The following is a 25,109-nucleotide window of genomic DNA, read 5'->3' as shown; positions in this document are numbered from 1 at the left end:
GCTAGCTTACCCGGGCGGGTTCGAGGAACATGGCCTCGACCAGGTCACCACACCATTTGAGCAGGTCGAGATCGCGCAGCGGCTGCCCGCCCAGTGGCTTGGTCTTGGGCACCGGCACCAGCAGCGTCTCCGCGGCCTGCTTGTATATCGCCTTCTTGTAGAGCCGGTCGAGGCGCACCTGCTGCGACTCCTTGAGCCTCGCGGGGCCGAACTTGATGTTCTGGCCCTGCAGCGTGACGTCGGTGAGCCCGCCCGCGCGCGCCTTGATGCGGAACCGCGCCACCTCCAGCAGGTTCTCGACCTCCGCGGGCGGCTTGCCGTAGCGGTCGGTCAGCTCGGCGCGCACCTCCTCGATGTCGATCGGGGCGGCGATGGCCGCGATGCGCTTGTACGCCTCCAGCCGCAGCCGCTCCGAGGTGACGTAGTCGTGCGGGATGTGGGCGTTGATCGGCAGCTCGACCTTGACGTCCTGCTGCTCCTCCTGCACCTCGGCGCCCGACAGCTTGGCCTTCTGCTCCTGCACGGCCTCGGCCATGAGGCGGACGTACAGGTCGAAGCCGACGCCCGCGATGAAGCCCGACTGCTCGGCGCCCAGCACGTTGCCGGCGCCGCGGATCTCCAGGTCCTTCATCGCGACGTACATGCCGGCGCCCATCTCGGTGTGCTGCGAGATCGTGGCCAGCCGCTCGTGGGCGGTCTCGGTCAGCGGCTTCTCCGGCGGGTAGAGGAAGTAGGCGTAGCCGCGCTCCCTGCCCCGCCCGACGCGCCCGCGCAGCTGATGAAGCTGCGACAGGCCGTAGTTGTCGGCCCGGTCCACGATGAGCGTGTTGGCGTTGGGCACGTCGAGACCCGACTCGACGATCGTGGTGGAGACGAGCAGGTCGTACTCGCGCTCCCAGAACCCGACCATGATCTTCTCGAGCTGGTGCTCGTTCATCTGCCCGTGCGCCACCGCGATGCGCGCCTCGGGCACCAGCTCGCGCAGCCGCGCGGCGACCCGGTTGATCGAGGCCACCCGGTTGTGCACGAAGAAGATCTGGCCGTCGCGCATCAGCTCGCGCCGGATCGCCGCGGCGATCTGCTTCTCCTCGTACGGCCCCACGAACGTGAGGATCGGGTGCCGCTCCTCCGGCGGGGTGAGGATCGTGGACATCTCGCGGATGCCGGTCAGCCCCATCTCCAGCGTGCGCGGGATCGGCGTGGCGGACATCGCCAGCACGTCGACCTGGGTGCGCAGGTGCTTCATCGCCTCTTTGTGCTCGACGCCGAAGCGCTGCTCCTCGTCGATGATGATGAGCCCGAGGTCCTTGAACCTGACCTCGGGGCTGAGCAGCCGGTGGGTGCCGATGACCACGTCGACCGCGCCGGTCCTGAGCCCGTCGAGGGTGCCCTTGACCTCGCCGTCGGTCTGGAAGCGGGAGATCGGCTTGATCGTGACGGGGAAGCTGGAGAAGCGCTCGGCGAAGGTGGACATGTGCTGCTGCACCAGCAGCGTCGTCGGCACCAGCACCGCGACCTGCTTGCCGTCCTGGACGGCCTTGAACGCCGCGCGCACCGCGATCTCGGTCTTGCCGTAGCCGACGTCGCCGCAGATCAGCCGGTCCATCGGGACGCCGCGCTCCATGTCGCGCTTGACCTCGTCGATGGCCTCGAGCTGGTCGCCCGTCTCGGCGTACGGGAAGGCGTCCTCCATCTCGCGCTGCCACGGCGTGTCGGCGCCGAACGCGTGGCCCGGCGAGGCCATGCGGGCGGAGTAGAGCCTGATCAGCTCGCCGGCGATCTCCTTGACCGCCTTCTTCGCCCGCGACTTGGCCTTGGCCCAGTCGGCGCCGCCCATGCGGTTGAGCGTGGGCGCCTCGCCGCCGACGTAGCGGGTGACCTCGTCGAGCTGGTCGGTGGGGACGTAGAGGCGGTCGCCCTTGGCGTATTCGATGACCAGGTATTCGCGGGTGGCGCCCTGCACCGTGCGCTGCACCATCTCGACGTAGCGGCCGACGCCGTGCTGTTCGTGCACGACGTGGTCGCCGACCTTGAGCTGGAGCGGGTCGACCATGTTGCGGCGGCGGGAGGGCAGGCGCCGCATGTCCTTGGTGGACGCCTTCTGGCCGACCAGGTCGAGGTGGGTGAGGACGGCGAGCCCCGGGGTGATGAAGCCGTGCTCGATGAGGCCGGTCGAGACGTGGACGACCTTCGGCTCCGGCGCCTTGTCGAGGTAGCGCCGCAGCCTGGCCGGGACGTCGACGCCCTTGAGCAGCTCGACCATGCGCTCGGCCGGGCCGTGGCCCTCGCTGAGCAGCACCACGGCCTTGTCGTCGGCCAGCCAGCTCTTGATGTCGGCCAGTGCCTTGGCGGTGTCGCCGCGGTAGGCCTCGGAGTCGTGGGCGTCGAGCTCGACGCCCGAGCCGAACGGCGCCATCGTCCACCACGGCTGGCCGAGCGCGTCGGCGTGCTCGCGGATCTCCTCCAGCGAGCGGAACGCGGCCGCGCCGAGGTCGATCGGGGCCTCGCCGCCGGCCGCCGCGTTGATCCAGGAGGCTTCGAGGAACTCCTGCGAGGTGCGTACGAGCTCCTCCGCCCGCCCCCTGATCCGCTCGGGATCGCACACGAACACCGCGGACCTGACGGGCAGGTGGTCGAGCAGCAGGTCCATCTCCCCCGCCAGGACGGGCGCGAACGCCTCCATGCCCTCGACGGGGGTGCCGTCGGCGAGCTGGTCGAGCACCTCGGCCAGCGCCGGGTGTTCCTCGGCCAGCGCCCGCGCCCTGGCCCGCACCTGGTCGGTGAGCAGCAGCTCACGGCACGGCGGCGCGAACAGCCCCTCCTCGGCCGCCTCCAGCGAGCGCTGGTCGGCCACCTTGAACCAGCGGATCTCCTCGACCGTGTCGCCCCAGAACTCCAGCCGCAGCGGATGCTCCTCGGTGGGCGGGAACACGTCGAGCAGCCCGCCGCGCACGGCCACCTCGCCGCGCCGCTCCACCATGTCGACCCGGTGGTAGCCGTTGTCGACCAGGTTGCGCACCACCTCGTCGAGGTCGGCCTCGTCGCCGGCCCGCAACCTGATGGGCTCCAGGTCGCCGAGCCCCTTCACGATGGGCTGCAGCAGCGCGCGCACCGGTGCGACGACCACGCTGAGCGGCCCGGCGGCGGCGTCGCTCTTGACCGGGTGCGCCAGCCTGCGCAGGACCGCGAGCCGCTGGCCCACGGTGTCGCTGCGCGGCGAGAGCCGCTCGTGCGGCAGCGTCTCCCACGCCGGGAACACCGCCACCGACGCGGGCTCGACCAGGCTGGTGAGCGCGGCCGCCAGATCTTCCGCCTCGCGCCCCGTGGCGGTCACCGCGAGCACCGTGCGCTGGTCGTGCCCGGCCAGCGCGGCCACCCCGAAGGGCCGCAGCGCGGACGGCGCGATCAGCGCCACATCGCCGCCCTCCTCGAGAGCGGCGGTCAGCTTCGGGTCGGCGCGAACAAGGTCAAGTAGCCCGGAAAGACTCATCAGATACGTCCACAGCCCCACGACGGCAACACGACTACCCCCGGCCGGGTCAGGTCGCGGGGGTTCGTCACAAGCCTACTCGCCGTGAAAGCTCAGCCGACGCGGTAACCAGGCACGGAGGGCCAGCGTACGGTGAGGACCGTGGACGGCGCCTCGGCCCGCCACGAGTGGCCGACGCCCTTGCCCCACACCACATAGTCGCCCGGCTCGGCCAGCAGCACGCTGCGGCCGGGCAGCTCGACCCGGAACCGGCCGTTGATGAGCACCAGCAGCGCGGTGCGCACCTCGCCCTCGACCCAGGCGGCGCGCTCCTCGCCGGCCTCGTGGACCCCCCACTTGATCTCGACGTCCTCGCTGTGTCTTGGGTCACCCGGGGGTTTGAAGTGACCGAGCAGCCATCCTCGGTCGAGGGCCGCGTCCACACCGGCATTGCCCACGTACACCTGATCGCTCACCTGTTCACCCACGGCCAGGACGCTAGCAGGGAAATGCCTAACTGATTCCACTCGGTTGATTACTGTAGGTGACATGTCTGAGGTGCGATCGGTCGCCCAGAGAGGCGACCTCTTCGGTCAGCGGCTCCGCGAGCACTGCGCCGGGCAGCCGATCCGGCGGCTCGACGTCCTGGTCGCCGGGTGCGCCCACGACGAGCCGCTGGTGCTCGACCACATCGAGACCAGGGCCATGGGGGCCGACGAGGACCTGCCCGCGGTCAGGAAGGTGGTGGAGGAGCGGGCCGACCTGGTCTCCTACTCACTCGGCGACCTGCGCTCGGTTCCGCTGCCGCCGCGCGGCTTCGACGTGATCCAGCTGTCGTTCCTGCTGGAGCGCGTACGCCACGCGGAGCTGGTCTTCGACCGGCTGCTGCAGTCGCTGCGGCCCGGCGGGCTGGTGCTGCTGCGGGTCCGCGACCGCCGCTCGGCCTACGGCCTGCTCGACCGCATCACGCCTGGCTGGCTGCGCCGGCTGCTGTGGCGGGCCGTCGTCCGCCCCGGCACGCCAGGGCCGCTGCCCGCCGTGTACGAGCCGCTCGCCTCCAGCGACGGCCTGCACGCGTTCTGCCTGAGCAGGGGCCTGATGATCACCGACGAAGAGCGCACGACCAGCGGGCCCGCGCGCGCCCGCCGGCCCGGCGGCGCCGCGGTGGCGCTGGTGTCCAAGCTGACCAGCGGCCGCTTCCCCGCCTCCCACGACGAGATCACCATGGTGATCAGAAAGCCTCAGCACCACTTCGCCCGCCTCATCTGACGGTCGTGACAGGTGCCGGGGAGCGGCACACTGGTAGCGACCGTGCACACTCGAACAGTTGGGATGCAGATCGTGGAGTGGACCCCCGACCCGCGCGAGCTGGCCGACCTAGAGCTCCTGTTGTCGGGCGCGTACGAGCCTCTGACGGGGTTCCTGGGCCACGACGACCTGCACACCGTGCACGAGCGCGGCACGCTGGCCGACGGCACCCCGTGGCCCGCGCCCGTGACCCTCCACGTCCACGCCGACCTGTCCCCCGGCGACGAGGTCACCCTGCTCGACCCCGAGGGGCTGCCGCTGGCGGCGCTCACCGTGACCGGCCACGAGCCCGACGGGCTGACCTCGGGCCAGGTCAAGGCGCTCGGCACGCCCGAGCACGGCCCCTTCGCCCGGCTGCGGCGCACGCCCGCCCAGGTCAAGGACGAGCTCGGCGGGCGGCCCGCGCTGGCCGTCACGATGCGGGGGCCGCTCGACGACCTGTCGGAGGTGACGGCCACCGCCAAGGAGCTCGACGCGGTGATCCTGCTGCTGCCGCTCGCGTACGGCGAGGCCGGGCCCGCCGTCGTGCGCGCCGCGCTGCGCGCCAAGGAGCAGCTGCCCGCGGGCACGCTGGTCGTCCCGGTGCCGCTGGCGCCGCGCGACGAGCCGGAGATCGACCTGGAGCTGCGCGAACACGTCGCCACCTCTTATGGCGCCGCCGAGCACCTCGCGGGCCCCGACCCCGTGCGCATCCCAGGCCCGCCCCACCGCCGCGGCCTGGTCGTCTTCTTCACCGGCCTGTCGGGGTCGGGCAAGTCCACGATCGCCCGCGGCCTGCGCGACGCGCTGCTGGAGCTGGGCAGCCGCACGGTCACCTACCTCGACGGCGACGTGGTGCGCCAGCTGCTGTCGAAGGGCCTGACGTTCTCCAAGACCGACCGCGACCTCAACATCCGCCGCATCGGCTTCGTCGCCGCCGAGGCGGCCCGGCACGGCGGCCTGGCCATCTGCGCGCCGATCGCCCCCTATGCGGCGACCCGCGACGAAGTGCGGGAGATGGTCGAGTCGGTGGGCGCCGACTTCCTGCTCGTCCACGTCGCCACGCCGCTGGAGGAGTGTGAGCGGCGCGACCGCAAGGGCCTCTACGCCAAGGCCCGCGCCGGCCTGATCCCCGAGTTCACCGGCGTCTCCGACCCCTACGAGGAGCCCGACGACGCCGACCTGGTGATCGACACCACCCACCTGTCGATCGACGCGGCCGTCTCCCGCGTGCTCGACACGGTCAAGGGCGGCGGCTGGGTGCGCTGAGCCCTGTCAGGGCCGGGGCACGGGCGTCGAGCGGAAGTAGGGGTCGCGCGCCAGGCGGGTGAACGCCTTGTCGGCGCTGCTGTCGGAGTCGAAGCTGGTGTCGCCGCGCGGCGCCTGCGGCGAGTCGAAGTAGAGCAGCGCCTTGATCTGCGGGTAGCGCTTGATCTGGCGCAGCACGGTCTCGTAGAACGTGCGCTTGAACGAGCGGTCGTACGAGCGCTCGAACACGCCCCACTCCGCCACCATGACCGGCTTGCCGGGGAAGCGGGCCTGCATCCACCGGTAGAACCCCGGCCATTCCGGATATTCCTTGCGGGTCTTGTTGACCAGCCCGTCGAAGTCCTGCACCCGGTCGTCGGCGTACGGGTCCATCGCCACCCAGTCGACCACGTCGTCGCCCGGGTAGAGGTCCTCGAACCACGGCTTGGCCGCCCAGTTGGGCGCCCCCATGTACGTCATGACCACCACCGCGTTGCGCACGCCCTGCTGCCGCAGCCGCAGCACGACGTGGCGGAACATGGCGGCGTAGTCGGTGGCCTGCATGCCGGAGCCCGATCGGGCGTCGACGTCGTTCTCCGGCTCGTGGTGCAGGGTGAGGAAGAACCGTTCGGGGAACGTGCGCCTGATGTGGGCGGCCAGCCGGTCGATCCTGCGGTCGAGCCTGCCCGCGGCGATCTGCGCCCAGGTGTGGTCGAACGACGGCTTCCAGTTGACCATGAGCAGCCGCGGCCTGGCGGGGTCGCGCGCCAGCCTGACCTCAGCGGGCGTGGGGAACAGCTCGCGCTCGCGGTGATAGACGTGCAGCACGTCGGCCGCCGCGCCCATGCGCAGCTCGGCGCCGTGCAGCGCCTGCTCGATCGGCACCCCGGTGAACACCTCGGGCGCCATGCCCCACCAGGCGCCGCAGGACGGGATCAGCTTGGAGGTGGCCGTGCAGGCGGGCGAGCCCGCCGCCTGCTTGGCCGCGGGGGCGTGAACCGGCGCCGGGACGGGCGAGCCCGCGGCGGTGGAGCAGGCGGCCAGTGCCGCCGCCAAGGCCACCAGAGTGCCGCCGGACGTTGCTTGTCGTGAAATTCCCCGTAGCTGCAAAGTCTTCCAACCCCTTCGTCGAACGACTCCCGGCTCTGACACCTGAACCTTGCCATGTCATTCCTGGAACTTCAGCCAGTGTGAGAGTCTGCCCAGCTCGTGGCGGGTAAAGGCCCACTCCTTAAATACCGAAATATCGCCTTTTCGCGGCATTTCTTCGGCAGGTTATCCAGGAAAAATCTTGAAGTATTGAACCGGGGTGATCACCTTCCGCCCTATAGTGGGCGCACCACTTCGGCGGTGACGCGGTGGCGCCAGGCGGCCACGCAACGTACACACTCAGGAGACCATCCCCCATGAGCTCCGGCACCGACCTGGACGCCCACCTCTCGCTGCTGCGCAGGCGGTGGCTGATCCTCGTGGGCTGCGTCGTCGTCGGCGGCACGGCCGCGCTGGCACTGCTGCGGCTCGTCCCCGCCGCCTACACCGCCACCACGCAGGTGCTCGTCCAGCCGCTCGGCATCGGCGAGCCGGGCAACCAGGTGACCGCCCGCCAGCGCGAGGCGCTCAACCTCGACACCGAGGCCCAGGTCGCCCAGTCGGCGGTGGTCGCCGCGCGGGCCGCCCGAACGCTCGGCGTCGACGCCGTCGAGCCGGTCGAGGTGGCCGTGCCGCCCAACTCCTCGGTGCTGCTGCTGTCGGTCACCGCCGCCGACCCTGACGGGGCGGCGGCGCGATCGGCCGCGTACGCCGAGGCGTACCTCGCCGACCGCCGCGAGAGCGCCCTGACCGCCATGGCCAAGCAGCAGGAGGCGGTGCTGAGCAAGCTCAAGCAGGTCAACGCCGGCATCGACCGGGTGATCAAACAGGTCGCCGCGCTGCCCAAGGGCAGCCCCGAGCACGCGATCGCCGTCCAGCGCCAGGGCGTGCTCAACCGCCAGGCGGCCGGCCTGGCCGTCAGGTACGACGCTCTGCGCACGGTCGCCGTCACCCCCGGCTCGATCATCAGCCGGCCCGTGCCGCCCGCCGCGCCCAGCTCCCCCAGCCTGCCCCTCTTCCTCGGCACCGGCCTCATGCTCGGCCTGCTGGCCGGCTCGGCCGCCGCCTACGCCCGCGACCGCCTCGACACCCGTCTGCGCACGCCCGCCGACGTCGACAGGCTCACCGGCCTGCCCGTGCTCGGCGACCTGTCAGGACCGCGCGAGCACGGCGTGCTGCACGACCTGGCGAGCGCGCTCGTCGCCGCCTGCCCGGGCAAGCGGCTGCTGGTCAGGTCGCTGCCCGCCGACCTCTACGCCTCCTCGCTCGCCGAACCGCTGGCCGTGAGCGCGCCGCTGGTCGTGCTCGACGGTTCCGACGTCCGCGACCTGTCCAGGGCCGACGCCGCCGTGCTGCTCGTGGGGCTCGGCCAGGTCACCTCGGACGACGTGGCGGCGGCCACGCGCCGGCTGGCCCGCCACGAGGTGCCGGTCATCGGCGTCGTGACCGCCACCGACGCCGTCCCCTCGTTCGTGCCGCTGCTGGAGCCGCATCCGCCCGCCTCGCTCGGCAAGCTCGTCGCGACCGGCGAGCTGCGGCTCGCCCAGAGCCCGCAGGACGAGACGAGCGCGCTGCACGCGCTGCACCAGCGGCGGCCGGGCCGGCCGACGTGATCGGACCCGCGTGGCCCATCGCGGCGCTGCTGGTCGGTTACCCGCTCTGGTGGGCGCTCGGGTTCGGCGGGCTGTCGGTCGTGGTGCTGGCCGTGCCCATGGCGGTGCTGCTGTGGCGGCGGCGGCCGGTCAAGGTGCCGCGCGGGTTCGGGCTGTGGCTGCTGCTCCTCGCCGGCTACCTGATCAGCGGCCTGATGCTGGGCGAGTCGCCGCCCGGCACCTATGGCGAGTACGGCGCGGGCCGGCTGATCGGCTACGGCATGCGGCTCGCGCTCTACTGCGCGGTCCTCATCATGGTGCTCTACCTCGGCAACCTCACCGAGCGCGAGCTGCCGCAGCTCCGGCTGGTCCGGATGCTGGGGGTGCTGTTCGTCACCACCGTCGCGGGCGGGCTGCTCGGCCTGCTCCACCCCGGCTTCGAGTTCACCTCGCCGGTCGAGCTGCTGCTGCCCGAGTGGATCGCCGAGAACCCGTTCGTGCGCAACCTCATCCACCCGACCGCCGCGCAGACCCAGAAGGTGCTCGGGTTCTCGCTGCCCAGGCCGGAGGCACCGTACGAGTGGGCCAACGCCTGGGGCAGCAACGCGTCGGTGCTGCTGGTGTGGTTCGTGGTCGGCTGGTGGGTGTACGGGCGGGCGCGGCACAAGGTCTTCGTGGCCGTCGTGGTGGCGCTGGCGGCCGTGCCGATCGTCTACTCGCTCAACAGGGGGCTGTGGATCGGGCTCGGGCTGGCCGTGCTCTACCTGATCGTACGGGTGGGCGGGCGCACCAGGGCGGCACTGTGCGCGGTGGTCACGGCCGGGTCGCTGGCGTTCCTGCTCAGCCCGCTCGCGCCGCTGTTCGCCCAGCGGCTCGACCGGCCACACTCCAACGACATCAGGGCCTTCACGGTGAGCGCCACCCTCGCCGCCGCCACCCACTCCCCCGTGATCGGCTACGGCAACACCCGCAACGCCACGGGCAACCACCGCTCGATCACCACCGGCAAGACCGGCTGGTGCCGCACCTGCGGGCACCCGCCGCTCGGCAGCGACGGCCAGCTCTGGCTGCTCGTCATCACGCAGGGGTTCACGGGGGCCGCGCTCTACGTGGCGTTCTTCCTCGGCGCGATCCGCCGCCACTGGCGCGACCGCAGCCCGATCGGGCTCGGCGGGGTGCTCGTGATGGGGTTCGTGCTGCTCTACATGTTCGTCTACGACGGGCTCGTCACGCCGCTCAGCCTCTATCTCATCTCCTTCGCCCTTCTGTGGCGGAACGCGCAACCGGCCGGGGGAACGTCATGAGCGACGCCGCGGTGCGGCTCGGGTATCTCGCCGAGACCATACGCCTGCTGTATCCGGGCCCGGGCTCGCCCCGCCCGTACACGGTGCTGCCGCACCCCGCCGTGCCGCGCAGGCTGGCGCCGCGCCGCTGGTGGCACCTCGGGTCGCGGGTGGAGGTGCCGGTCGAGGGGTCGATCGCGGCCCACCTGAGCGAGGTGTTCGGGCGCCCGGTCGAGACCGTGCTCCACGTACGCCCCGCGCGCCGGGCCAACCGCAAGCCCGTCCTGGAGGCCCGCGCGGACGGCCGGCTGCTGGCGTTCGTCAAGATCGGCGATGCCGACCGCGCCCGCCGGCTCGTCGCCGCCGAGGCCGCGGCCCTGCGCAGACTGGCCGTGCTCCCCCTGCGCACGATCACCGTGCCAGAGGTGCTGCACCAGGGCGACTGGCGCGGGCTGTCCGTGCTCGCCCTGTCGCCGCTGCCGGTACGCCGCGGCCGGGTGCCCGCGCCGCTGCTGCTTGAAGCGGTCAAGGAGATCGCCGCGACCGGCGGGAACCGCCCGGCCTGGCACGGCGACCTCGCCCCCTGGAACCTGTGCCCCGGCCCCGGCGGGCGGCTGCTGGTCTGGGACTGGGAGCGCTACGAGAGCGGCGTCCCACTCGGCTTCGACCTGCTGCACCACTTCTTCCACCGGGCCCTGCGCGGCATGCGCCCGCCGGCCGCGGCCAGAGCCTGTGTCGCCCAGTCCGCACGCCTGCTCGCCCCCCTGGGCCTGTCGGCGGCCACGGCCAGGCAAACGGCGCTGCGTTACCTCATCGCGCTGGCCGACCGGCACGCCGCCGACGGCCACACGCCGCTCGGCCCGCCGCAGTCGTGGCTCAACCCGGCCGTCGATCACGAGGAGCTGCTCACATGAGGACGATGAAGCGCTCGGTCCTGTCGCTGTCGCGGGTCACCGGACGGTTCACCTCGGGCGCCCGCGTGCTGCCGTCGTTCCTGATCGCGGGCGCGCAGCGGTGCGGCACGACCTCGCTCTACCGGGCCCTGGCCCAGCATCCGCTGCTGCTCAAACCCGTGCTGCACAAGGGGGTCCACTACTTCGACGTGGCCTACTGGCGCGGCATGCCCTGGTACCAGGGGCACTTCCCGCTGCGGGTGGGCGCCGCGCTGCTCACCCACCGGTACGGCCACCGCCCCCAGGCGTACGAGTCCTCCCCCTACTACCTGTTCCACCCCCTGGCCGGTCAGCGCATCGCCGCCGACCTGCCCGGCGTCAAGCTGATCGTGCTCGTCCGCGACCCCGTCGAACGCGCCTGTTCCGCCCACGCCCACGAGCTGGCCAGGGGCTTCGAGACGGAGTCCCACTTCGAGCACGCGCTGGAGCTGGAAGAGGGCCGGCTGGCCGGCGCCGAGGAGCGGCTGCGCGCCTCGCCGCACGCGCTGCACCACTCCCACCGCCACCACGCCTACCTGGCCAGGGGCCGCTACGCCGACCAGCTCGACCGGCTTGAGCCGCTGTTCGGCCGCGACCGCATGCTCGTGCTCGACAGCCACCGCTTCTTCGCCGAGCCGGAGACCGCCTACGACCGGGTGCTGGAGTTCCTCGGCCTGCCGCACCTCGGCTATCCCGTCTTCGAGCGGTACAACAGGCGCTCGCTGCCGCGCCCGGTGCCCCGCGCGCTGGCGGCGAGGCTGCGCGACCACTTCGAGCCCTACGACGCGCGGCTCGTCCGCTGGCTGGACGGTGAGCCCTCGTGGCGGCGGTGATCGTCCGCAGGGGGCTCGCGGGGCTGTCCGGCGCGGCCTTCGGCGCGGTGGCGCAGGTCGTGCTCGTGGTGGTGGTGACCAGGACGTACCCGGCGGCCGAGGCCGGCGCGTTCTTCACCGCGACCGCGCTGGCGCTGATGGCCGCCGGCATCGCCAAGCTCGACGCCGGCAACGGGCTCGTCTACTTCATCGCCCGCGCCAGGTCCTACGACTATCGCGGCGTCTCCGGCTACATCAGGGCCGCCGTGCTGCCCTGCCTGGTCGTGGCGGTGGCGGCCGGCATCGTGCTGTTCCCGCGCCTCGGGCCCGCCGCCGGGCTGCTGCCCGTGATCGTGGCCGCCGACGTGCTGCTCGCCGCCGGGCGCGGGTTCGGGTCCGTACGGCCCACCGTGCTGCTCGACGGGCTGCTCGTGCCCGGGGGTCAGCTCGTGCTGGTGTCCGCCGCCGCGCTCGCCGGAGCCGGTGGCTGGTGGCTGCTGCCGGCGTGGGCGGCGCCGTACGTGCCGGTGCTGGTCGTCGCGGCCCTCTGGCTGCGCAGGCGGGTGACGTGGACCCCTTACCTGCCGGGGACCGCGCGCGACCTGTGGCGGCACACCGCGCCGCGCTCGCTCGCGGGCGCCATCCAGGCCGTCTTCCAGCGGGTGGACATCGTGATCGTGGCGCTGCTCGCCGGGCCCGCCCCTGCCGCCGTCTACACCGCCGCGACCCGGGTCAAGGTCGTCGGGCAGCTCGCCAACCAGGGGCTCGCGCAGGCCGTACAGGCGGGGCTCATCAGGGCGCTGGCCGACGGTGAGCGGGAGCGGGCGCGCGAGCTGTACCAGGCCGCCACCGCGTGGCTCGTGGTGCTCACCTGGCCGCTCTGGCTCGCGTACGCGGGGCTCGCACCGTGGCTGCTGCGCGTGTTCGGCCCCGCGTACGGCGCCGCCGCCCCCATCGCGCTCGTCCTGGCCGCCACGATGATGGTGGCGACCGCCTGCGGCATGGTGGACGTCGTGCTCACCGCCGCAGGTCACACCGGCATCAGCCTGCTCAACCTGCTGGCCGCCATCGCCTGCACGGTGCTGCTCGACCTGGCGCTCATCCCGGCGTACGGGGCTCTCGGCGCGGTCGCCGGCTGGTCGGGCGGGATGCTGGTGAAGAACCTGCTGCCGCTGTGGCAGCTGCACCGCCGCTACGGGCTGCACCCGTTCGGCCGGCACACCCTGCCCGCACTGCGCGGGTCGCTGTTGCGGCGGTCCGCATGACCGTGCTGGTGACCGGACTGCCGCGCAGCGGCACGAGCTGGACCGGCCGGATGCTGGCCGCCGGCGGCGAGCTGATCTACGTCAACGAGCCGCTCAACCCCCAGCACCCGCCGGGCCGCTGTCCCGGCGTGCTCGCCGCTCAGGTGACGCACCGGTTCCAGTACATCTGCGACTCCAACTCCGCCTCCTGGCTGCCCGCCTTCCGCGACACGGCGGCGCTGCGCTACCGGTGGCTGGCCGAGCTGCGCGCCAACCACTCCCCCTACGACCTGGCCCGCCTGGTGCGCTACGGCACCGCGTTCGCGTTCGGGCGGCTCACCCGGCGGCGGGCGCTGCTCGACGACCCGTTCGCGGTGCTGAGCGCGGGATGGTTCGCGCGGCGGCTGGGGTGCCGGGTGATCGCTCTCGTGCGTGATCCGGTGTCGTTCGTGGCGAGCTGGCAGCGGCTCGGCTGGTCCGTCTCCCTGCACGAGCTGCTCACCCAGCCGCTGCTCGTCCGCGACCATCCCGAGGTGCTGGAGCTGCGGGCGCTCGCCGGCTCGCCGGACCGGGTGGCCACGGCGGCGGCGCTGTGGCGGGTCACGACGGGCATCCTGCGCCGCACGCCGGGCATCCTGGTCGTGTCGTACGAGTCGCTCGCCGCCGACCCGGTGCCCGGTTTCCGCGAGCTGTACGCGTACGCGGGATTGCGCTGGTCCTCCGCCGCCGAGCGCCGCATCACGCGGGCCTGCACCGGCGACGGGCGGGCGGCGGCGTTCGCCTGGTCGGGCCCGTCGCGCACGGCCTACCGCCGCATGGACCCACGCCTCGCCCTGGCGAACCCGGCCCGCGGCCTCTCCTCCGGAGACGTCGAGCGCATCCGCGCCCTCACCCGGTGAGGCGGTGGGTCAGCCTCTTCGCCAGGCACTCAGTGAGCAGGCGGGCCGCGAACGGCAGGTCGTCCACGAGGTAGCGGCGCGCCAGCCGTCCCGGCTCGCTCACCAGCCGGTACGCCCACTCCAGCCCCGCCTGCCGCAGCCAGCCCGGCGCCCTGGCCACGGTGCCGGCGGCGAACGCGATGGCCGCGCCGCAGCCGACGTACCACGCCTCGGGCAGTTCCCGCCGTAACTCGGTGATGAGGAGGTCCTGGCGGGGGAACCCGAGCCCGACGAACACCAGCCGCGGCGCCGCCGCCACCACCTTCCCCAGGACTCTCGCCACCCCGCCGGGCGTGCCGTCGAACCCATACGGCGGCGCGTGCGCCCCGCTCACCCGCAGGCCGGGGCAGGCGTCGGCGAGGCGGTCCGCCGCCCGGTGCACCACCCCGGGCGAGCCGCCGCCCAGCAGGTACACCGGCCAGCCCCGCTCGGCGGCCAGCCCGCTGAGCGACCAGATGAGGTCGGCCCCGGTGACGCGCTGGGGCAGCGGCGTGCCGAGCAGCCTGGCCGCCCACACCAGCGGCATGCCGTCGGCGACGACCAGATCGGCCGACCCGATGAGGGTTCGCAGTGCGGGGTCGGCGGCGGCGGCGCGGCAGATGTCCACGTTCGGGGTGACGATGCGCCCGCCCCGGCCTGCCTCCAGCGCCGTCCCCACCCGCTGGAGGACCTCCTCCTCGCGTACGGCGTCCACCTCGACGCCGCCGACCCGCACCCGCCCCGGCGTCGCCGGAGAGGGTGGTGCGGCCGTGGTCGGCGCGGTCAAATGCCGTGCCCTCGCCGGTGCAGCGCCGCCAGCACGGCGGAGGCGGGGACTAGCCCGGCCGCCACCGCGGCGGCGATCGCGCCGCGCGGCTCCAGCGGGCGGGTGGTGACGGTGCGGGCGGCCCACCGCAGGGCCGCCCCCCGCTGCCCCAGCGCCGCGTGGCTGAAGGCCAGCTGGCCGTAGACCCGTGCCGCGCCGCACGGGTCCACGGCCAGTTCGGGATGCCGGGCGAGCATCCACTCCAGCCCGGCAATCCGGTCGGCCCAGCGGGCCGCGTAGTGGGACCTCGCCCAGCGCACCAGCACAAGCGGCCGGTCGACGTGGACGAGCGACCGCCGCTTGGCGGCGCGCAGGGCCAGATCCCAGTCCTCGTTCTGTCCGGCGGGCGCGCTCTCGTCGGGACGCAGCGCGCCGCGCCGGAAGAGGAACGTCGACGAGTGCACCATCATCATGCGCGACCGGGTGAGGTCGGCCGCGGTCACCGTGTCGGTGCCGGCCAGCCTGGCTACCCGCCGCCGCCCGTGCTCCACCTCTATCCCGCAGCTCGCGAACTCACCCCCGGCCCGCGTCAGCGCCTCCACCTGCGCCGCGAGCTTGCCCGGCCGCCACACGTCATCGTCGTCGCAGAACGCGACCAGCTCGGTCTCACAGGCATCGATCCCGGTGTTCCGCGCCCCGGGCAGCCCCGGCGTCCGCAGATTCCCCAGCACCCGTGACGGCAACCCCCGCAACGACCGCCCCGCCTGAAGCGGGAGCGTCGCGTCGCCGTCGGTGACCACCACGACGTCGAGGGGGCCGGTGTACTGCTGGGCCAGCACCGCCTCCACGGCCTCGCGCAGCTCGGTGGGGCGGTCGCCGCGGGTGGGAATGATGACGCCGACCGACGGGAGGCGGGTCATGCGGCCACGCTGCCGTAGCCGTAGCGGGCGCGGAGGGGCCAGGTGAGCGCGTTGACCAGGCGGCGGTCGCGGCCGGGCAGGGCGGAGTGCCAGGAGTCGTCGCGGCGCAGCTCGACCTGCCCGACCCGGAACCGCATGGGGTTGCCCGAGGCCGTGTGGGAGGCGGTGAGCCAGGCGGTGCGGCCGTCGAGGAAGCCGGGCTCGGGCAGGCCGAGCCGCCCGGTCAGCGACGCCAGGGCGGGGCCGGGGTCGGCGAGCAGGTCTTCGTACCGGATCCTGGTGACGCGCGCTCCGCGCCGGGCGAGCAGTTCGAGCGCGGCGTTCTGTGCCGACCAGTGCACGGCGGTGCGGGCGGGGCTCCATCGGGTCATCGGCCGCCCGTCCTCGGGCCGGTGCACGGTCCTGCTCCAGGAGTGTGCGACGGCCCGCGGGTCGCGTACGACGTGCACGACGTGGACGTCGGCCCCGCCGGCGACGAGGCAGCAGGCCAGTGAGGCGTGCTTGCTGGAGTCGATGACGACGGGAGCGCCGGCGGCGGAGTAGAGCCGCAGGTAAGACCGGGTGTACTCGGCCAGGTCGGGATGGCCGATGCGGGGGATCCTGCGGGTGCGGTCGATGCGCCCGCGCAGGGCCAGCACGCGCTCGGCGAGCGGACGGGTCCACCCGCCGAAGGCCCGCTCCCCCACCCGCCGCCAGAAGGGGCAGGCGGGGAAGGCGGCGCCGCACCCGCACGGCTCACCGGCGAGCACCCCGCGCTCCCACAGATGCACCACTTCGCCGAGCGCCACCACCCCGGGCAGCTCACCGAGGAGCCGCTCCAGCAGGGTGGTGCCGCTGCGGCCGAGGCCGCCCAGGTAGACGACCCTGGGAGTAGCGCGATCTGTCACGGAAGAGAGGGCTTTCGCGTCGATGGACACCGAACGCGACGACCCTACAACGGACGGTAATCGTCAGGTCAAGGAACCCAAAAAGATCTACCTGGCCGAATCGATGATCATGCCGGCGCCGACGGTGCTGTTGGTGGCCTCGTCGACCAGGATGAACCCGCCGGTCAGCCGGTTGCGCGCGTAGTCGTCGACGAACAGCGGCTGGGTGACCCGCAGCGAGACGCGGCCGATCTCGTTGAGCGCGAGCGCGGTCGCCTCCTCGTCGCGGTGCAGCGTGTTGACGTCGAGCCGGTAGTGCAGGTCGCGTACGAGCGCCCTGGCGGTCCTGGTGGTGTGCTTGATGGTCAGTTTGGAGCGCGGCGTCAGCTTCACCCCGTCGGCCATCCAGCAGACCATCGCCTCCAGCTCCTGCGCCGACTGCGGCTGGTTGTTGGGCCTGGCGATCATGTCGCCGCGCGAGATGTCGAGGTCGTCCTCGAAGCGCAGCGTCACCGACATGGGCGGGAACGCCTCCTCGACCGGCCCGTCGAAGGTGTCGATCGAGGCGATGCGGGTGGTCAGGCCCGACGGCAGGTGCACGACCTCGTCGCCCGGCTTGAGCACGCCGCCCGCCACCTGGCCCGCGTAGCCGCGGTAGTCGTGGAAGGCGGGGTCGGTGGCCCGCTGCGGCCTGATGACGTATTGCACGGGGAAGCGCACGTCGGTCAGGTTACGGTCGGAGGCGATGTGCACGTTCTCCAGGTGGTGCAGCAGCGACGTGCCGAGATACCAGGGCATGCTCTCCGACCGCGACACGACGTTGTCGCCGTTGAGCGCCGAGATCGGGATGAATGTCAGGTCGGTGACGTTGAGCTTGGAGGCGAACGCGGTGAACTCTTCGCGGATCTCCTCGAAGCGCTCCTGGGAGTAGTCGACGAGGTCCATCTTGTTGACCGCGAGCACGAGGTGCGGCACCCGCAGCAGCGAGGTCAGGAACGCGTGCCGCCGCGACTGCTCCAGCACGCCCTTGCGCGCGTCGATGAGGATGATGGCGAGGTCGGCGGTGGAGGCGCCGGTCACCATGTTGCGGGTGTATTGGATGTGCCCCGGCGTGTCGGCGATGATGAACTTCCTGCGCGGGGTCGCGAAATACCGGTACGCCACGTCGATCGTGATGCCCTGCTCCCGCTCGGCCCGCAGGCCGTCGGTCAGCAGCGACAGATCGGTGTATTCGGTGCCCCGGTCGCGCGAGGTCCGCTCGACCGCCTCGAGCTGGTCCTCGAAGATCGCCTTGGAGTCGTACAGCAGACGCCCGATGAGGGTGGACTTGCCGTCATCGACGCTTCCTGCGGTGGCAAAGCGCAGAATGTCCATCAGAAGTAGCCCTCTCGCTTGCGGTCCTCCATGGCGGCCTCGGACGAACGGTCGTCGGCCCTGGTGGCCCCCCGCTCGGTGATCCTGGTGGCCGCGATCTCCTCGATGATCGCCTCGACCGTCGTGGCCTCGGACTGCACGGCGCCCGTGCAGGTCATGTCGCCCACGGTGCGGTAGCGCACCACCGCCTCGAACAGCGGCTCGTCCTCGCCGCGCTGCACCACCTCGGAGTCGGGCAGCAGCATGCCGTCGCGCTCGAACACCTTGCGGGTGTGGGCGAAGTAGATGGACGGGATCTCGATGCCCTCCCGCCTGATGTAGTCCCAGATGTCGAGCTCGGTCCAGTTGGACAGCGGGAAGACCCGGATGTGCTCGCCCTTGCGGATGCGGGAGTTGTAGAGGTTCCACAGCTCGGGCCGCTGGTTCTTCGGGTCCCACTGGCCGAAGTCGTCGCGGAAGGAGAACACCCGCTCCTTGGCCCGCGCCTTCTCCTCGTCGCGCCTGGCGCCGCCGAAGACCGCGTCGAACTCGTGCTCCTCGATCGCGTCGAGCAGCGTCGTGGTCTGCAGCCGGTTGCGCGAGGCGCGCCGGCCGGTGTCCTCGACGACGCGGCCCTGGTCGATGGAGTCCTGGACCCTGGCGACGATCAGCCGGGCGCCCAGCTCGGCCGAGCGCCGGTCGCGGAACTCGATGACCTCGTCGAAGTTGTGCCCGGTGTCGACGTGCATGAGCGGGAACGGGATCGGCGCGGGCCAGAACGCCTTCTCCGCGATGCGGAGCATGACGATCGAGTCCTTACCCCCGGAGAAGAGCAGACACGGACGCTCGAACTCGGCGGCCACCTCGCGCATGATGTGGATGGCCTCGGCCTCGAGCACGTCGAGCTGCGACGTCGTGTAGTCGCGCTGCAGCATGGAAGCTTCCTCCGGCGGGTCAGCGGTGCAGGTCGCGGATGCCGGCGAGCAGGGATGTCGCCAGCTCTGGTAGGGAAACCAGGATATCCGGTAGGGACGGGTCGGCTTGGTTGTAGGTCAGCTCGGAGCCGTCGATGCGGCTGGCGTGGGCCCCCGCGGCCAGCGCGACGGCGACCGGCGCGGCGGAGTCCCACTCGTATTGGCCGCCGGCGTGGACGTACGCCTCGACCTCGCCGGTCAGCACCGCGGAGATCTTGGCCCCGGCCGAGCCGATCGGCACCAGGTCGGCGCCGACGAGGTAGGCCAGCTTCTGGACGAACTCGGGCGGCCTGCTGCGACTCACCGCGATGCGGAAGCGGCCCTTGTCGTAGGTGGGCAGCTTCGGCGGGTCGGCGGTCGTCAGCGTGCGGCCCTGGGAGGGCAGTGCCACGGCGCCGGCGGTGAGCCGCCCGCGCTCCCACAGCGCCACGTGCACCGCCCAGTCGGCGCGCCCCTCGCCTTCGGGGGTCTGCTCGGAGAACTCGCGGGTGCCGTCGAGCGGATCGACGATCCACACCCGGTCGGCGCTCAGCCTGCGCGGGTCGAGCCGCTCCTCGCGGGTGGCCTCCTCCGACAGCACACTGTCGGACGGCCGCAGCCGGGCCAGGCACTCCATGAGATGGAGGTGGGAGGACCTGTCGCCCTCGGCGCGCAGCGCGCCGGGGTCGGAGTAGCCCACCCGCTCGCGCACCCGCAGCAGCCGCTCTCCTGCCTCGGTCGCCAGGTCTGCGGCGAGGGCGTGGTCGTCGCGAATCGTCATCAATATGCTCCTTGCCCGCGGGCGACGGCCGACCAAGTCTTCCACAGGATCTGGAGGTCCAACATGAGGGACCAATTCTCCACATAGCGCAGGTCGAGACGGACAGATTCCTCCCACGATAGGTCAGATCTGCCACTGACCTGCCACAGCCCGGTCAGCCCAGGGCGTACGAGGAGTCGTCTGCGCACGTCGTCACCGTAGCGCGCCACCTCTTCAGGAAGCGGCGGCCGTGGGCCGACGAGCGACATGTGTCCGAACACGACGTTGATGAGCTGAGGCAGCTCGTCGAGTGAGTGGCGGCGCATGAACGCGCCCAGCGGCGTGACCCGCGGGTCGTTCCTGAGCTTGAACAGCACGCCGTCGCGGTCGCTGACGAGGGTGACCTTCTGCTGCTCGGAACCGCGCCGCATCGTACGGAACTTCACGATCGTGAACAGCCTCCCGTCTCTGCCCACCCGGGTCTGCCGGAACAGCGCCGGGCCCGGGCTCGTCACGCGGACGGCCACCGCCAGCCCGGCCAGCAGCGGCGCGAGCAGCACCAGCAGCGCGAGCGCCACCAGGCGGTCGAAGACGTTCTTGACCAGCTGCCGCGCACCGGCCAGCTCGGGGTGCTCGACGTGCAGCAACGGCATCCCGGCGACCGGCCTGATCATGGTACGCGGGCCCGCGACGTCCATCAGCGCCGGGGCCACCACCAGCTCGGTGAGCGTGCGCTCCAGCCGCCAGGCCAGCCGGCGCAGCGCCTGCCCGTCCATCTCGGGGCAGGCCAGCACGGCCACGGTGTCGGCATCGTGCTGCTCGACCGCGAGCGGCACGTCGCTGAGGTCGCCGGCCACGGCCACGTCGGCGACGCGCTGCCCGTGGTGCCCGCCGGGCAGGCAGGCGGCGACGACCTGCATGCCGTGGTGGCGCTCCCTGCGGAAGAGGCGGACCAGCTCGGCGACGGAGGCGGCGTGGCCGACGGCGACCACGCGGCGCATGCACGCGCCGGCCGCCCTGCGCCGGTGCAGGTTGCGGCGCAGCGCGTAGCGTGCGGCGAGGGTGAGCAGGGTGACCAGGGGCAGCGCCAGCACGACGTAGCCGCGGGCGACGTCGGTCTTGGTGACGTAGGAGCCGATGGCGGTGGCGGCGGTCAGCGCCACGCCGGCCTGGACGACCCGGCGGAACTCCTCGGGGCCGTCGCCGAGCATGCGCGGCTCGTACGCCCGGTTGAGCGCCACGGCACCGCACCACACGACCGGCAGCACGAGCGAGACCAGAAGATAGGGAAGGACGTAGGGGGTGGGCCCGCCGAACCTGACGGCGAACGCGACCCCGGCTCCTGCACCGGCGCCGCACAAATCGCCCAGCACCGCCCACAACCGATATGTACGCACCCAGGAGCGCGTGCGCGGTGCTGCCTTCCCCCAGCAGCCCCCATGGCCGGTCCTCACAGCCATGAGCCCCTCACCGCGCACGCGTGCCTCCAGGTGACCACTCCTGAACGGACAGTGACCGATCGTAGCCGCGCTACGCCCCCGGGACCGGCGAACGAAGCAATGAGACGATCAGCGAGGAGGGCCGGAAATGTGGAGATCAGCCCGGTGGAAGTCGTTCTGGGTGGCCTCGAGGCCGCGGGTCATCAGCGACTCGACCACGTCGGCGGCCCGGTCGACCAGGAACGGCAGGTCCTTGCGCTCCATGGTGGCGAAGTCTCTGAGCACGAAGGAGGCCGGGTCCATGCGGCCGGGCGGACGCCCGATGCCGAAGCGCACCCGCAGGTAGTCGCGGGTGCCGAGGACCTTGGTGATGGACTTGAGGCCGTTGTGGCCGTTGTCGCCGCCGCCCAGCTTGGCGCGCAGCGCGCCATAGGGCACGTCGAGCTCGTCGTGCACGACGATCAGCCGCTCAGGGCCGATCTTGTAGAAGTCGCAGAGCGCCTTGACGGGCCCGCCGGAGAGATTCATGTACGTCAGGGGCTTGGCCAGCACCGCGGCGCGCGTCTCGCACACCTCGGCCCTGCTCTTGTGCGCCTTGAACCGCCCGCCCGCCCTGGCGGCCAGCTCGTCGAGCACCATGAAGCCCGCGTTGTGCCGGTTGCCCGCGTATTCGGGCCCCGGATTGCCCAGTCCGGCGATCAGCCAGCGATCCATGAGAGTCCCCTTACAGCGCAACGGGACGGCTCGAGTCCGGCCGCCCCGTTCACGAATGAACCCGTCGCTACTCGGCGGCAGGAGCCTCCGCGGCCTCGCCCTCGGCGGCCTCGCCCTCGCCCTCGCCCTCGGCGACGGCCTCGACCGGCTTGTTGATGACCTGCAGCACGACGGCCTCGGGGTCGGCGGCGAGCGTGCTGCCCTGGGGGAGCCGCAGCTGCGCGGCGGTGACGACGGTGCCGACCTCCAGGCCCTCGACGTCGACCTCGACGCCGGTGGGGATGTGGGTGGCCTCGGCCTCCACGGCGATGGAGACGAGCTGCTGGTCGAGCAGGCCGTCGGAGTGCACGTCGCCGGCCGTGGTGACCGGGATCTCGACCGTGACCTTCTCGCCGCGGCGGACCAGGAGCAGGTCGACGTGCTCGACGAAGCCCTTGATCGGGTCGCGCTGGACGCCCTTGGGCAGCGCCAGCTCGTCGACGCCGTCACCCTGGAGGCGGATCAGCACGTTGGGGGTGCGCAGCGCGAGCAGCACCTCGTGGCCGGGCAGGGTGAGGTGCTTGGGGTCGATGCCGTGCCCGTAGAGAACGGCGGGCACCTTGTCGGCGCGGCGGATCTTGCGAGCGGCGCCCTTGCCGAAGGTGGTGCGCTCTTCGGCGGCGATACGTACTTCAGACACGACATCTCCTAGGGATGTGAGTGTGGACGGCTGGTCGCGCGCTCTCCCTCACCCGCCCTAGCGGAAGGCGTTACGAGCGCAACCTGTTCAGTCTAAGGGGCTCAGCTGTCTCCCTCGAACAGACTCGTGACCGAGCCGTCCTGGAAGATCTCGGTGATGGCGCGCGCGATCAGCGGCGAGATGGACAGCACGGTGAGCTTGTCGAAGCGGCTCTCCTGCGACAGGGGCAGCGTGTTGGTGACGATGACCTCGGAGATGCGGGAGTTCTTCAGCCGGTCGACGGCCGGGTCGGAGAAGACCGCGTGGGTGGCCGCCACGATGACGTTGGTGGCGCCCTGCTCGTAGAGGGCGTCGGCGGCCTTGCAGATGGTGCCGGCGGTGTCGATCATGTCGTCGATGAGCACGCAGGTGCGCCCGCGCACCTTGCCGACGACCTCGTTGACCTTGACCGAGTTGGCGACGTCGAGGTCGCGCCGCTTGTGGATGAACGCCAGCGGCGTGCCGAGGGTGTCGGCCCAGCGCTCCGACAGGCGCACGCGGCCGGTGTCGGGCGAGACGACGGTGGTGTTGGCGAGGTCGAGCTTGTTCTTGAGGTAGCTCTCCAGCACCGGCATGGCGAACAGGTGGTCGACGGGGCCGTCGAAGAAGCCCTGGATCTGCGAGGTGTGCAGGTCGATCGACATGAGCCGGTCGGCGCCCGCGGTCTTGAACAGGTCGGCCATCAGCCTGGCCGTGATCGGCTCGCGGCCGCGGCCCTTCTTGTCCTGCCTGGAGTAGCCGAAGAACGGCATGACCACGGTGATGCGCTTGGCGGATGCCCGCTTGAGCGCGTCGACCATGATGAGCTGTTCCATGATCCACTTGTTGATGGGCCCGGTGTGGCTCTGGATGACGAAGGCGTCACATCCGCGTACGGACTCCAGGTAGCGGGCGTAGATCTCGCCGTTGGCGAAGTCGATGAGTTTGGTGGGGGTGAGGGAGACGCCGACATGCTCGGCGACCTCCTCGGCCAGCTCCGGGTGTGCCCGCCCGGAGAAGAGCATGAGGTTCTTCTCCCCGGGCTGCTTGATGCTGGTCACTTGCTGTTCTCCTGCTCTCGCTCGGCCAGCGCCCGCTGGGCGGCCGCGGCCGACTTCGTGCCCGCGCGCCTGCGCAAGACCCATTTCTCGATGTTGCGCTGCCGCGCTCGTGCAACGCCGATGGCGCCGGGGGGTACGTCGTCGACGATGGTCGAGCCGGCGGCGGTGTAGGCGCCGTCGTGGACCGTCACCGGAGCGACGAGCATGGTGTCACAGCCGACGAATGCGCCGTCGCCCACTGTGGTGTGGTTCTTCTCCACTCCGTCGTAGTTGACGAAGACGGTGGAGGCGCCGATGTTGACGTCGTCGCCGATGGTGGCGTCGCCCGCGTAGGACAGGTGCGGCACCTTGGAGCGTTCGCCGACCTTGGTGTTCTTCATCTCCACGAAGGTGCCCGCCTTGGACTTGCGCCCGAGCACGGTGCCGGGGCGCAGGTAGGCGTAGGGGCCGACGTTGGCCTCCGGGCCGATCTCGGCGTGGTCGCAGACGGCGTTGCGCACCACCGCGCCCGCGCCGACGACGGTGGAGGTGAGCGTGGTGGCGGGCCCGACCTCGGCGCCCGCGCCGATGACGGTCTCGCCGTGGAGCTGGGTGCCGGGGTGGACGACGGCGTCGGCCTCGATGCGGACGCCGACGTCGACCCAGGTGCTGTCGGGGTCGATGATCGTGACGCCGGCGCGCATGTGCGCGTCGAGCAGGCGCCGGTTGAGGATCTTTCGGGCGGCGGCGAGCTGCACGCGGTCGTTGACGCCCTCGACCTCGACGTGGTCGGCGGCGACGCACGCGCCCACGCGGTGGCCGTCGCGGCGCAGGATGGACAGGACGTCGGTGAGATATTCCTCGCCCTGTGCGTTGTCGGTCGAGACGCGCTTGACGGCGTCGGCCAGCAGCAGGCCGTCGAAGGCGTAGATGCCGGAGTTCATCTCCTTGATCGCGCGCTGCTCCGGCGAGGCGTCCTTCTCCTCGACGATCTCCAGCACGGCGCCGCCGTCGTCGCGGATGATCCGGCCGTAGCCGGTGGGGTCGGGCACCTCGGCGGTCAGCACGGTGACCGCGTTGCCCTCCGCGGCGTGCCGGTCGAGCAGCCCCGCCAGGGTCTCGGTGCGCAGCAGGGGCACGTCGCCGTAGGTGACGAGGACGGTGCCGGAGATCGTGCCGACCTCTTCGAGCACCGTGCGTACGGCGTGGCCGGTGCCGCGCTGCTCGCGCTGGACGACGGCGCGCGCGTCGGGGCTGGTGGCGGACAGATGGCCGCCGACCCGCTCGAGCGCGTGGCCGATGACCACGATGAGCCGCTCGGGGCCGAGGTCGCGGGCGGCGCCGAGCATGTGGTCGACCAGCGCGCGGCCGCACAGCTCATGCAGGACTTTCGGGGTCTGGCTCTTCATCCGGGTGCCCTCGCCGGCGGCGAGGACGATGACGGCTGCCGGGCGCGGCACACTCACGGACTGCGGCTCCCTGTGACTGGACGGATCAGGGCGTTCGGTACGTCAACCGCACCGCTGCACATTGTGCAGCTACCCCCCCGACACCGTGAGGATACCTGGCGTCCCCCCGAACTTCTCTCCGGGGGGAGCACCTCAAGGCTCCCGGAAGAGGACTCGAACCCCTACAAAGTGGACCAAAACCACTTGTCCTGCCGATTAGACGATCCGGGACAGATCGGACACGTGATGTCCGGCACTCCCCTACGATACCGACCCCGCG

The 25,109-nt window shown here is 71.9% G+C and carries 22 protein-coding genes and 1 tRNA gene; 8 read left to right on the top strand and 15 right to left on the bottom strand.

Features of this window, described 5'->3' with window-relative positions; genetic code table 11:
* Position 1: 1 nt before the first annotated feature.
* Positions 2–3,490 (bottom strand): transcription-repair coupling factor, encoded by a 3,489-nt coding sequence (mfd, locus tag ABZW11_RS14815; protein WP_355416564.1) that lies wholly within the window; start codon positions 3,488–3,490, stop codon positions 2–4.
* A gap of 92 nt (positions 3,491–3,582) precedes the next feature.
* Complete coding sequence (locus tag ABZW11_RS14810; protein ID WP_355416562.1) at positions 3,583–3,945, bottom strand: signal peptidase I; 363 nt, start codon at positions 3,943–3,945, stop codon at positions 3,583–3,585.
* A 73-nt stretch (positions 3,946–4,018) separates the two neighbouring features.
* On the opposite strand from ABZW11_RS14810, the gene ABZW11_RS14805 reads away from it, so the two are divergent.
* A complete protein-coding gene (locus tag ABZW11_RS14805) occupies positions 4,019–4,738 on the top strand; it encodes a methyltransferase domain-containing protein (RefSeq protein ID WP_355416559.1) in 720 nt (239 codons plus the stop codon).
* 63 nt (positions 4,739–4,801) lie between these two features.
* The gene (gene cysC / locus ABZW11_RS14800) at positions 4,802–6,025 is read left to right on the top strand and encodes an adenylyl-sulfate kinase (RefSeq protein WP_355416556.1); all 1,224 of its coding nucleotides are present in this window, start codon (positions 4,802–4,804) and stop codon (positions 6,023–6,025) included.
* A gap of 6 nt (positions 6,026–6,031) precedes the next feature.
* On the opposite strand, the gene ABZW11_RS14795 is transcribed toward cysC, so the two are convergent.
* A complete protein-coding gene (locus ABZW11_RS14795; protein ID WP_355416553.1) occupies positions 6,032–7,066 on the bottom strand; it encodes a hypothetical protein in 1,035 nt (344 codons plus the stop codon).
* Positions 7,067–7,410: 344 nt separating this feature from the next.
* Between ABZW11_RS14795 and ABZW11_RS14790 the strand changes: the two genes are divergently transcribed.
* Genes ABZW11_RS14790 through ABZW11_RS14765 form a run of 6 tightly spaced genes read left to right on the top strand, consistent with a single transcriptional unit; the run spans position 7,411 to position 13,855 of the window.
* Positions 7,411–8,706 carry a Wzz/FepE/Etk N-terminal domain-containing protein gene (locus ABZW11_RS14790; protein WP_355416550.1) on the top strand — a complete coding sequence of 432 codons (1,296 nt, stop codon included), beginning with the start codon at positions 7,411–7,413 and terminating at the stop codon, positions 8,704–8,706.
* Positions 8,703–9,989 (top strand): hypothetical protein, encoded by a 1,287-nt coding sequence (locus ABZW11_RS14785; RefSeq protein WP_355416547.1) that lies wholly within the window; start codon positions 8,703–8,705, stop codon positions 9,987–9,989. The genes ABZW11_RS14790 and ABZW11_RS14785 overlap by 4 nt, the downstream gene beginning before the upstream one ends.
* A complete protein-coding gene (locus tag ABZW11_RS14780) occupies positions 9,986–10,882 on the top strand; it encodes a hypothetical protein (RefSeq protein ID WP_355416544.1) in 897 nt (298 codons plus the stop codon). The genes ABZW11_RS14785 and ABZW11_RS14780 overlap by 4 nt, the downstream gene beginning before the upstream one ends.
* The gene (locus ABZW11_RS14775) at positions 10,879–11,733 is read left to right on the top strand and encodes a sulfotransferase domain-containing protein (RefSeq protein ID WP_355416541.1); all 855 of its coding nucleotides are present in this window, start codon (positions 10,879–10,881) and stop codon (positions 11,731–11,733) included. The genes ABZW11_RS14780 and ABZW11_RS14775 overlap by 4 nt, the downstream gene beginning before the upstream one ends.
* On the top strand, positions 11,721–12,977 hold the full coding sequence (locus tag ABZW11_RS14770) for a lipopolysaccharide biosynthesis protein (protein WP_355416538.1): 1,257 nt from the start codon (positions 11,721–11,723) through the stop codon (positions 12,975–12,977). Before ABZW11_RS14775 ends, ABZW11_RS14770 begins: the two co-directional genes overlap by 13 nt.
* A complete protein-coding gene (locus ABZW11_RS14765; protein ID WP_355416535.1) occupies positions 12,974–13,855 on the top strand; it encodes a sulfotransferase in 882 nt (293 codons plus the stop codon). Before ABZW11_RS14770 ends, ABZW11_RS14765 begins: the two co-directional genes overlap by 4 nt.
* Here ABZW11_RS14765 and ABZW11_RS14760 read toward each other — a convergent pair.
* The 12 genes from ABZW11_RS14760 to ABZW11_RS14705 all read right to left on the bottom strand — a co-directional run bounded on the left by ABZW11_RS14760 (position 13,845) and on the right by ABZW11_RS14705 (position 25,060).
* Positions 13,845–14,660: a WecB/TagA/CpsF family glycosyltransferase gene (locus ABZW11_RS14760; protein ID WP_355416532.1), complete on the bottom strand. Its 816-nt coding sequence runs from the start codon at positions 14,658–14,660 to the stop codon at positions 13,845–13,847. The genes ABZW11_RS14765 and ABZW11_RS14760 overlap by 11 nt on opposite strands.
* On the bottom strand, positions 14,657–15,559 hold the full coding sequence (locus tag ABZW11_RS14755) for a glycosyltransferase (protein ID WP_355416529.1): 903 nt from the start codon (positions 15,557–15,559) through the stop codon (positions 14,657–14,659). The genes ABZW11_RS14760 and ABZW11_RS14755 overlap by 4 nt, the downstream gene beginning before the upstream one ends.
* Positions 15,556–16,446, bottom strand: a complete 891-nt coding sequence (locus tag ABZW11_RS14750) for a sulfotransferase (RefSeq protein WP_355416526.1) — start codon at positions 16,444–16,446, stop codon at positions 15,556–15,558. The genes ABZW11_RS14755 and ABZW11_RS14750 overlap by 4 nt, the downstream gene beginning before the upstream one ends.
* A gap of 87 nt (positions 16,447–16,533) precedes the next feature.
* Positions 16,534–17,799 (bottom strand): sulfate adenylyltransferase subunit CysN, encoded by a 1,266-nt coding sequence (gene cysN, locus ABZW11_RS14745; protein ID WP_355416523.1) that lies wholly within the window; start codon positions 17,797–17,799, stop codon positions 16,534–16,536.
* Entirely contained in the window at positions 17,799–18,713 is a 915-nt protein-coding gene (gene cysD, locus ABZW11_RS14740; RefSeq protein WP_355416520.1) for a sulfate adenylyltransferase subunit CysD, read from the bottom strand. The genes cysN and cysD overlap by 1 nt, the downstream gene beginning before the upstream one ends.
* A gap of 19 nt (positions 18,714–18,732) precedes the next feature.
* On the bottom strand, positions 18,733–19,512 hold the full coding sequence (locus ABZW11_RS14735; protein ID WP_355416517.1) for a 3'(2'),5'-bisphosphate nucleotidase CysQ: 780 nt from the start codon (positions 19,510–19,512) through the stop codon (positions 18,733–18,735).
* On the bottom strand, positions 19,512–20,951 hold the full coding sequence (locus ABZW11_RS14730; protein WP_355416515.1) for a sugar transferase: 1,440 nt from the start codon (positions 20,949–20,951) through the stop codon (positions 19,512–19,514). The genes ABZW11_RS14735 and ABZW11_RS14730 overlap by 1 nt, the downstream gene beginning before the upstream one ends.
* Positions 20,952–21,059: 108 nt before the next feature.
* Positions 21,060–21,644 (bottom strand): aminoacyl-tRNA hydrolase, encoded by a 585-nt coding sequence (gene pth / locus ABZW11_RS14725; RefSeq protein ID WP_345390295.1) that lies wholly within the window; start codon positions 21,642–21,644, stop codon positions 21,060–21,062.
* Between the two features lie 67 nt (positions 21,645–21,711).
* Positions 21,712–22,323: a 50S ribosomal protein L25/general stress protein Ctc gene (locus ABZW11_RS14720; RefSeq protein ID WP_355416511.1), complete on the bottom strand. Its 612-nt coding sequence runs from the start codon at positions 22,321–22,323 to the stop codon at positions 21,712–21,714.
* 101 nt (positions 22,324–22,424) lie between these two features.
* Positions 22,425–23,402, bottom strand: a complete 978-nt coding sequence (locus ABZW11_RS14715) for a ribose-phosphate diphosphokinase (RefSeq protein ID WP_355416508.1) — start codon at positions 23,400–23,402, stop codon at positions 22,425–22,427.
* The gene (gene glmU, locus ABZW11_RS14710; protein WP_355416505.1) at positions 23,399–24,847 is read right to left on the bottom strand and encodes a bifunctional UDP-N-acetylglucosamine diphosphorylase/glucosamine-1-phosphate N-acetyltransferase GlmU; all 1,449 of its coding nucleotides are present in this window, start codon (positions 24,845–24,847) and stop codon (positions 23,399–23,401) included. Before glmU ends, ABZW11_RS14715 begins: the two co-directional genes overlap by 4 nt.
* Positions 24,848–24,988: 141 nt before the next feature.
* Positions 24,989–25,060: transfer RNA gene (locus ABZW11_RS14705), tRNA-Gln, on the bottom strand.
* Positions 25,061–25,109: the final 49 nt, after the last annotated feature.

The organism is Nonomuraea sp. NPDC004580, from assembly GCF_040609855.1.
Classification (GTDB): Bacteria; Actinomycetota; Actinomycetes; order Streptosporangiales; family Streptosporangiaceae; genus Nonomuraea; species Nonomuraea salmonea.
The sequence above is the reverse complement of the archived record's forward strand: the minus strand, read 5'-3'. Positions and strand labels throughout refer to the sequence as shown.

Coding starts and splice junctions, on each gene's coding strand:
- mfd (WP_355416564.1), bottom strand. CDS start 3,490: ATGAGTCTTTCCGGGCTACTTGACCTTGTTCGCGCCGACCCGAAGCTG.
- ABZW11_RS14805 (WP_355416559.1), top strand. CDS start 4,019: ATGTCTGAGGTGCGATCGGTCGCCCAGAGAGGCGACCTCTTCGGTCAG.
- cysC (WP_355416556.1), top strand. CDS start 4,802: ATGCAGATCGTGGAGTGGACCCCCGACCCGCGCGAGCTGGCCGACCTA.
- ABZW11_RS14790 (WP_355416550.1), top strand. CDS start 7,411: ATGAGCTCCGGCACCGACCTGGACGCCCACCTCTCGCTGCTGCGCAGG.
- ABZW11_RS14780 (WP_355416544.1), top strand. CDS start 9,986: ATGAGCGACGCCGCGGTGCGGCTCGGGTATCTCGCCGAGACCATACGC.
- ABZW11_RS14775 (WP_355416541.1), top strand. CDS start 10,879: ATGAGGACGATGAAGCGCTCGGTCCTGTCGCTGTCGCGGGTCACCGGA.
- ABZW11_RS14765 (WP_355416535.1), top strand. CDS start 12,974: ATGACCGTGCTGGTGACCGGACTGCCGCGCAGCGGCACGAGCTGGACC.
- ABZW11_RS14755 (WP_355416529.1), bottom strand. CDS start 15,559: ATGACCCGCCTCCCGTCGGTCGGCGTCATCATTCCCACCCGCGGCGAC.
- cysN (WP_355416523.1), bottom strand. CDS start 17,799: ATGGACATTCTGCGCTTTGCCACCGCAGGAAGCGTCGATGACGGCAAG.
- cysD (WP_355416520.1), bottom strand. CDS start 18,713: ATGCTGCAGCGCGACTACACGACGTCGCAGCTCGACGTGCTCGAGGCC.
- ABZW11_RS14735 (WP_355416517.1), bottom strand. CDS start 19,512: ATGACGATTCGCGACGACCACGCCCTCGCCGCAGACCTGGCGACCGAG.
- ABZW11_RS14730 (WP_355416515.1), bottom strand. CDS start 20,951: ATGGCTGTGAGGACCGGCCATGGGGGCTGCTGGGGGAAGGCAGCACCG.
- pth (WP_345390295.1), bottom strand. CDS start 21,644: ATGGATCGCTGGCTGATCGCCGGACTGGGCAATCCGGGGCCCGAATAC.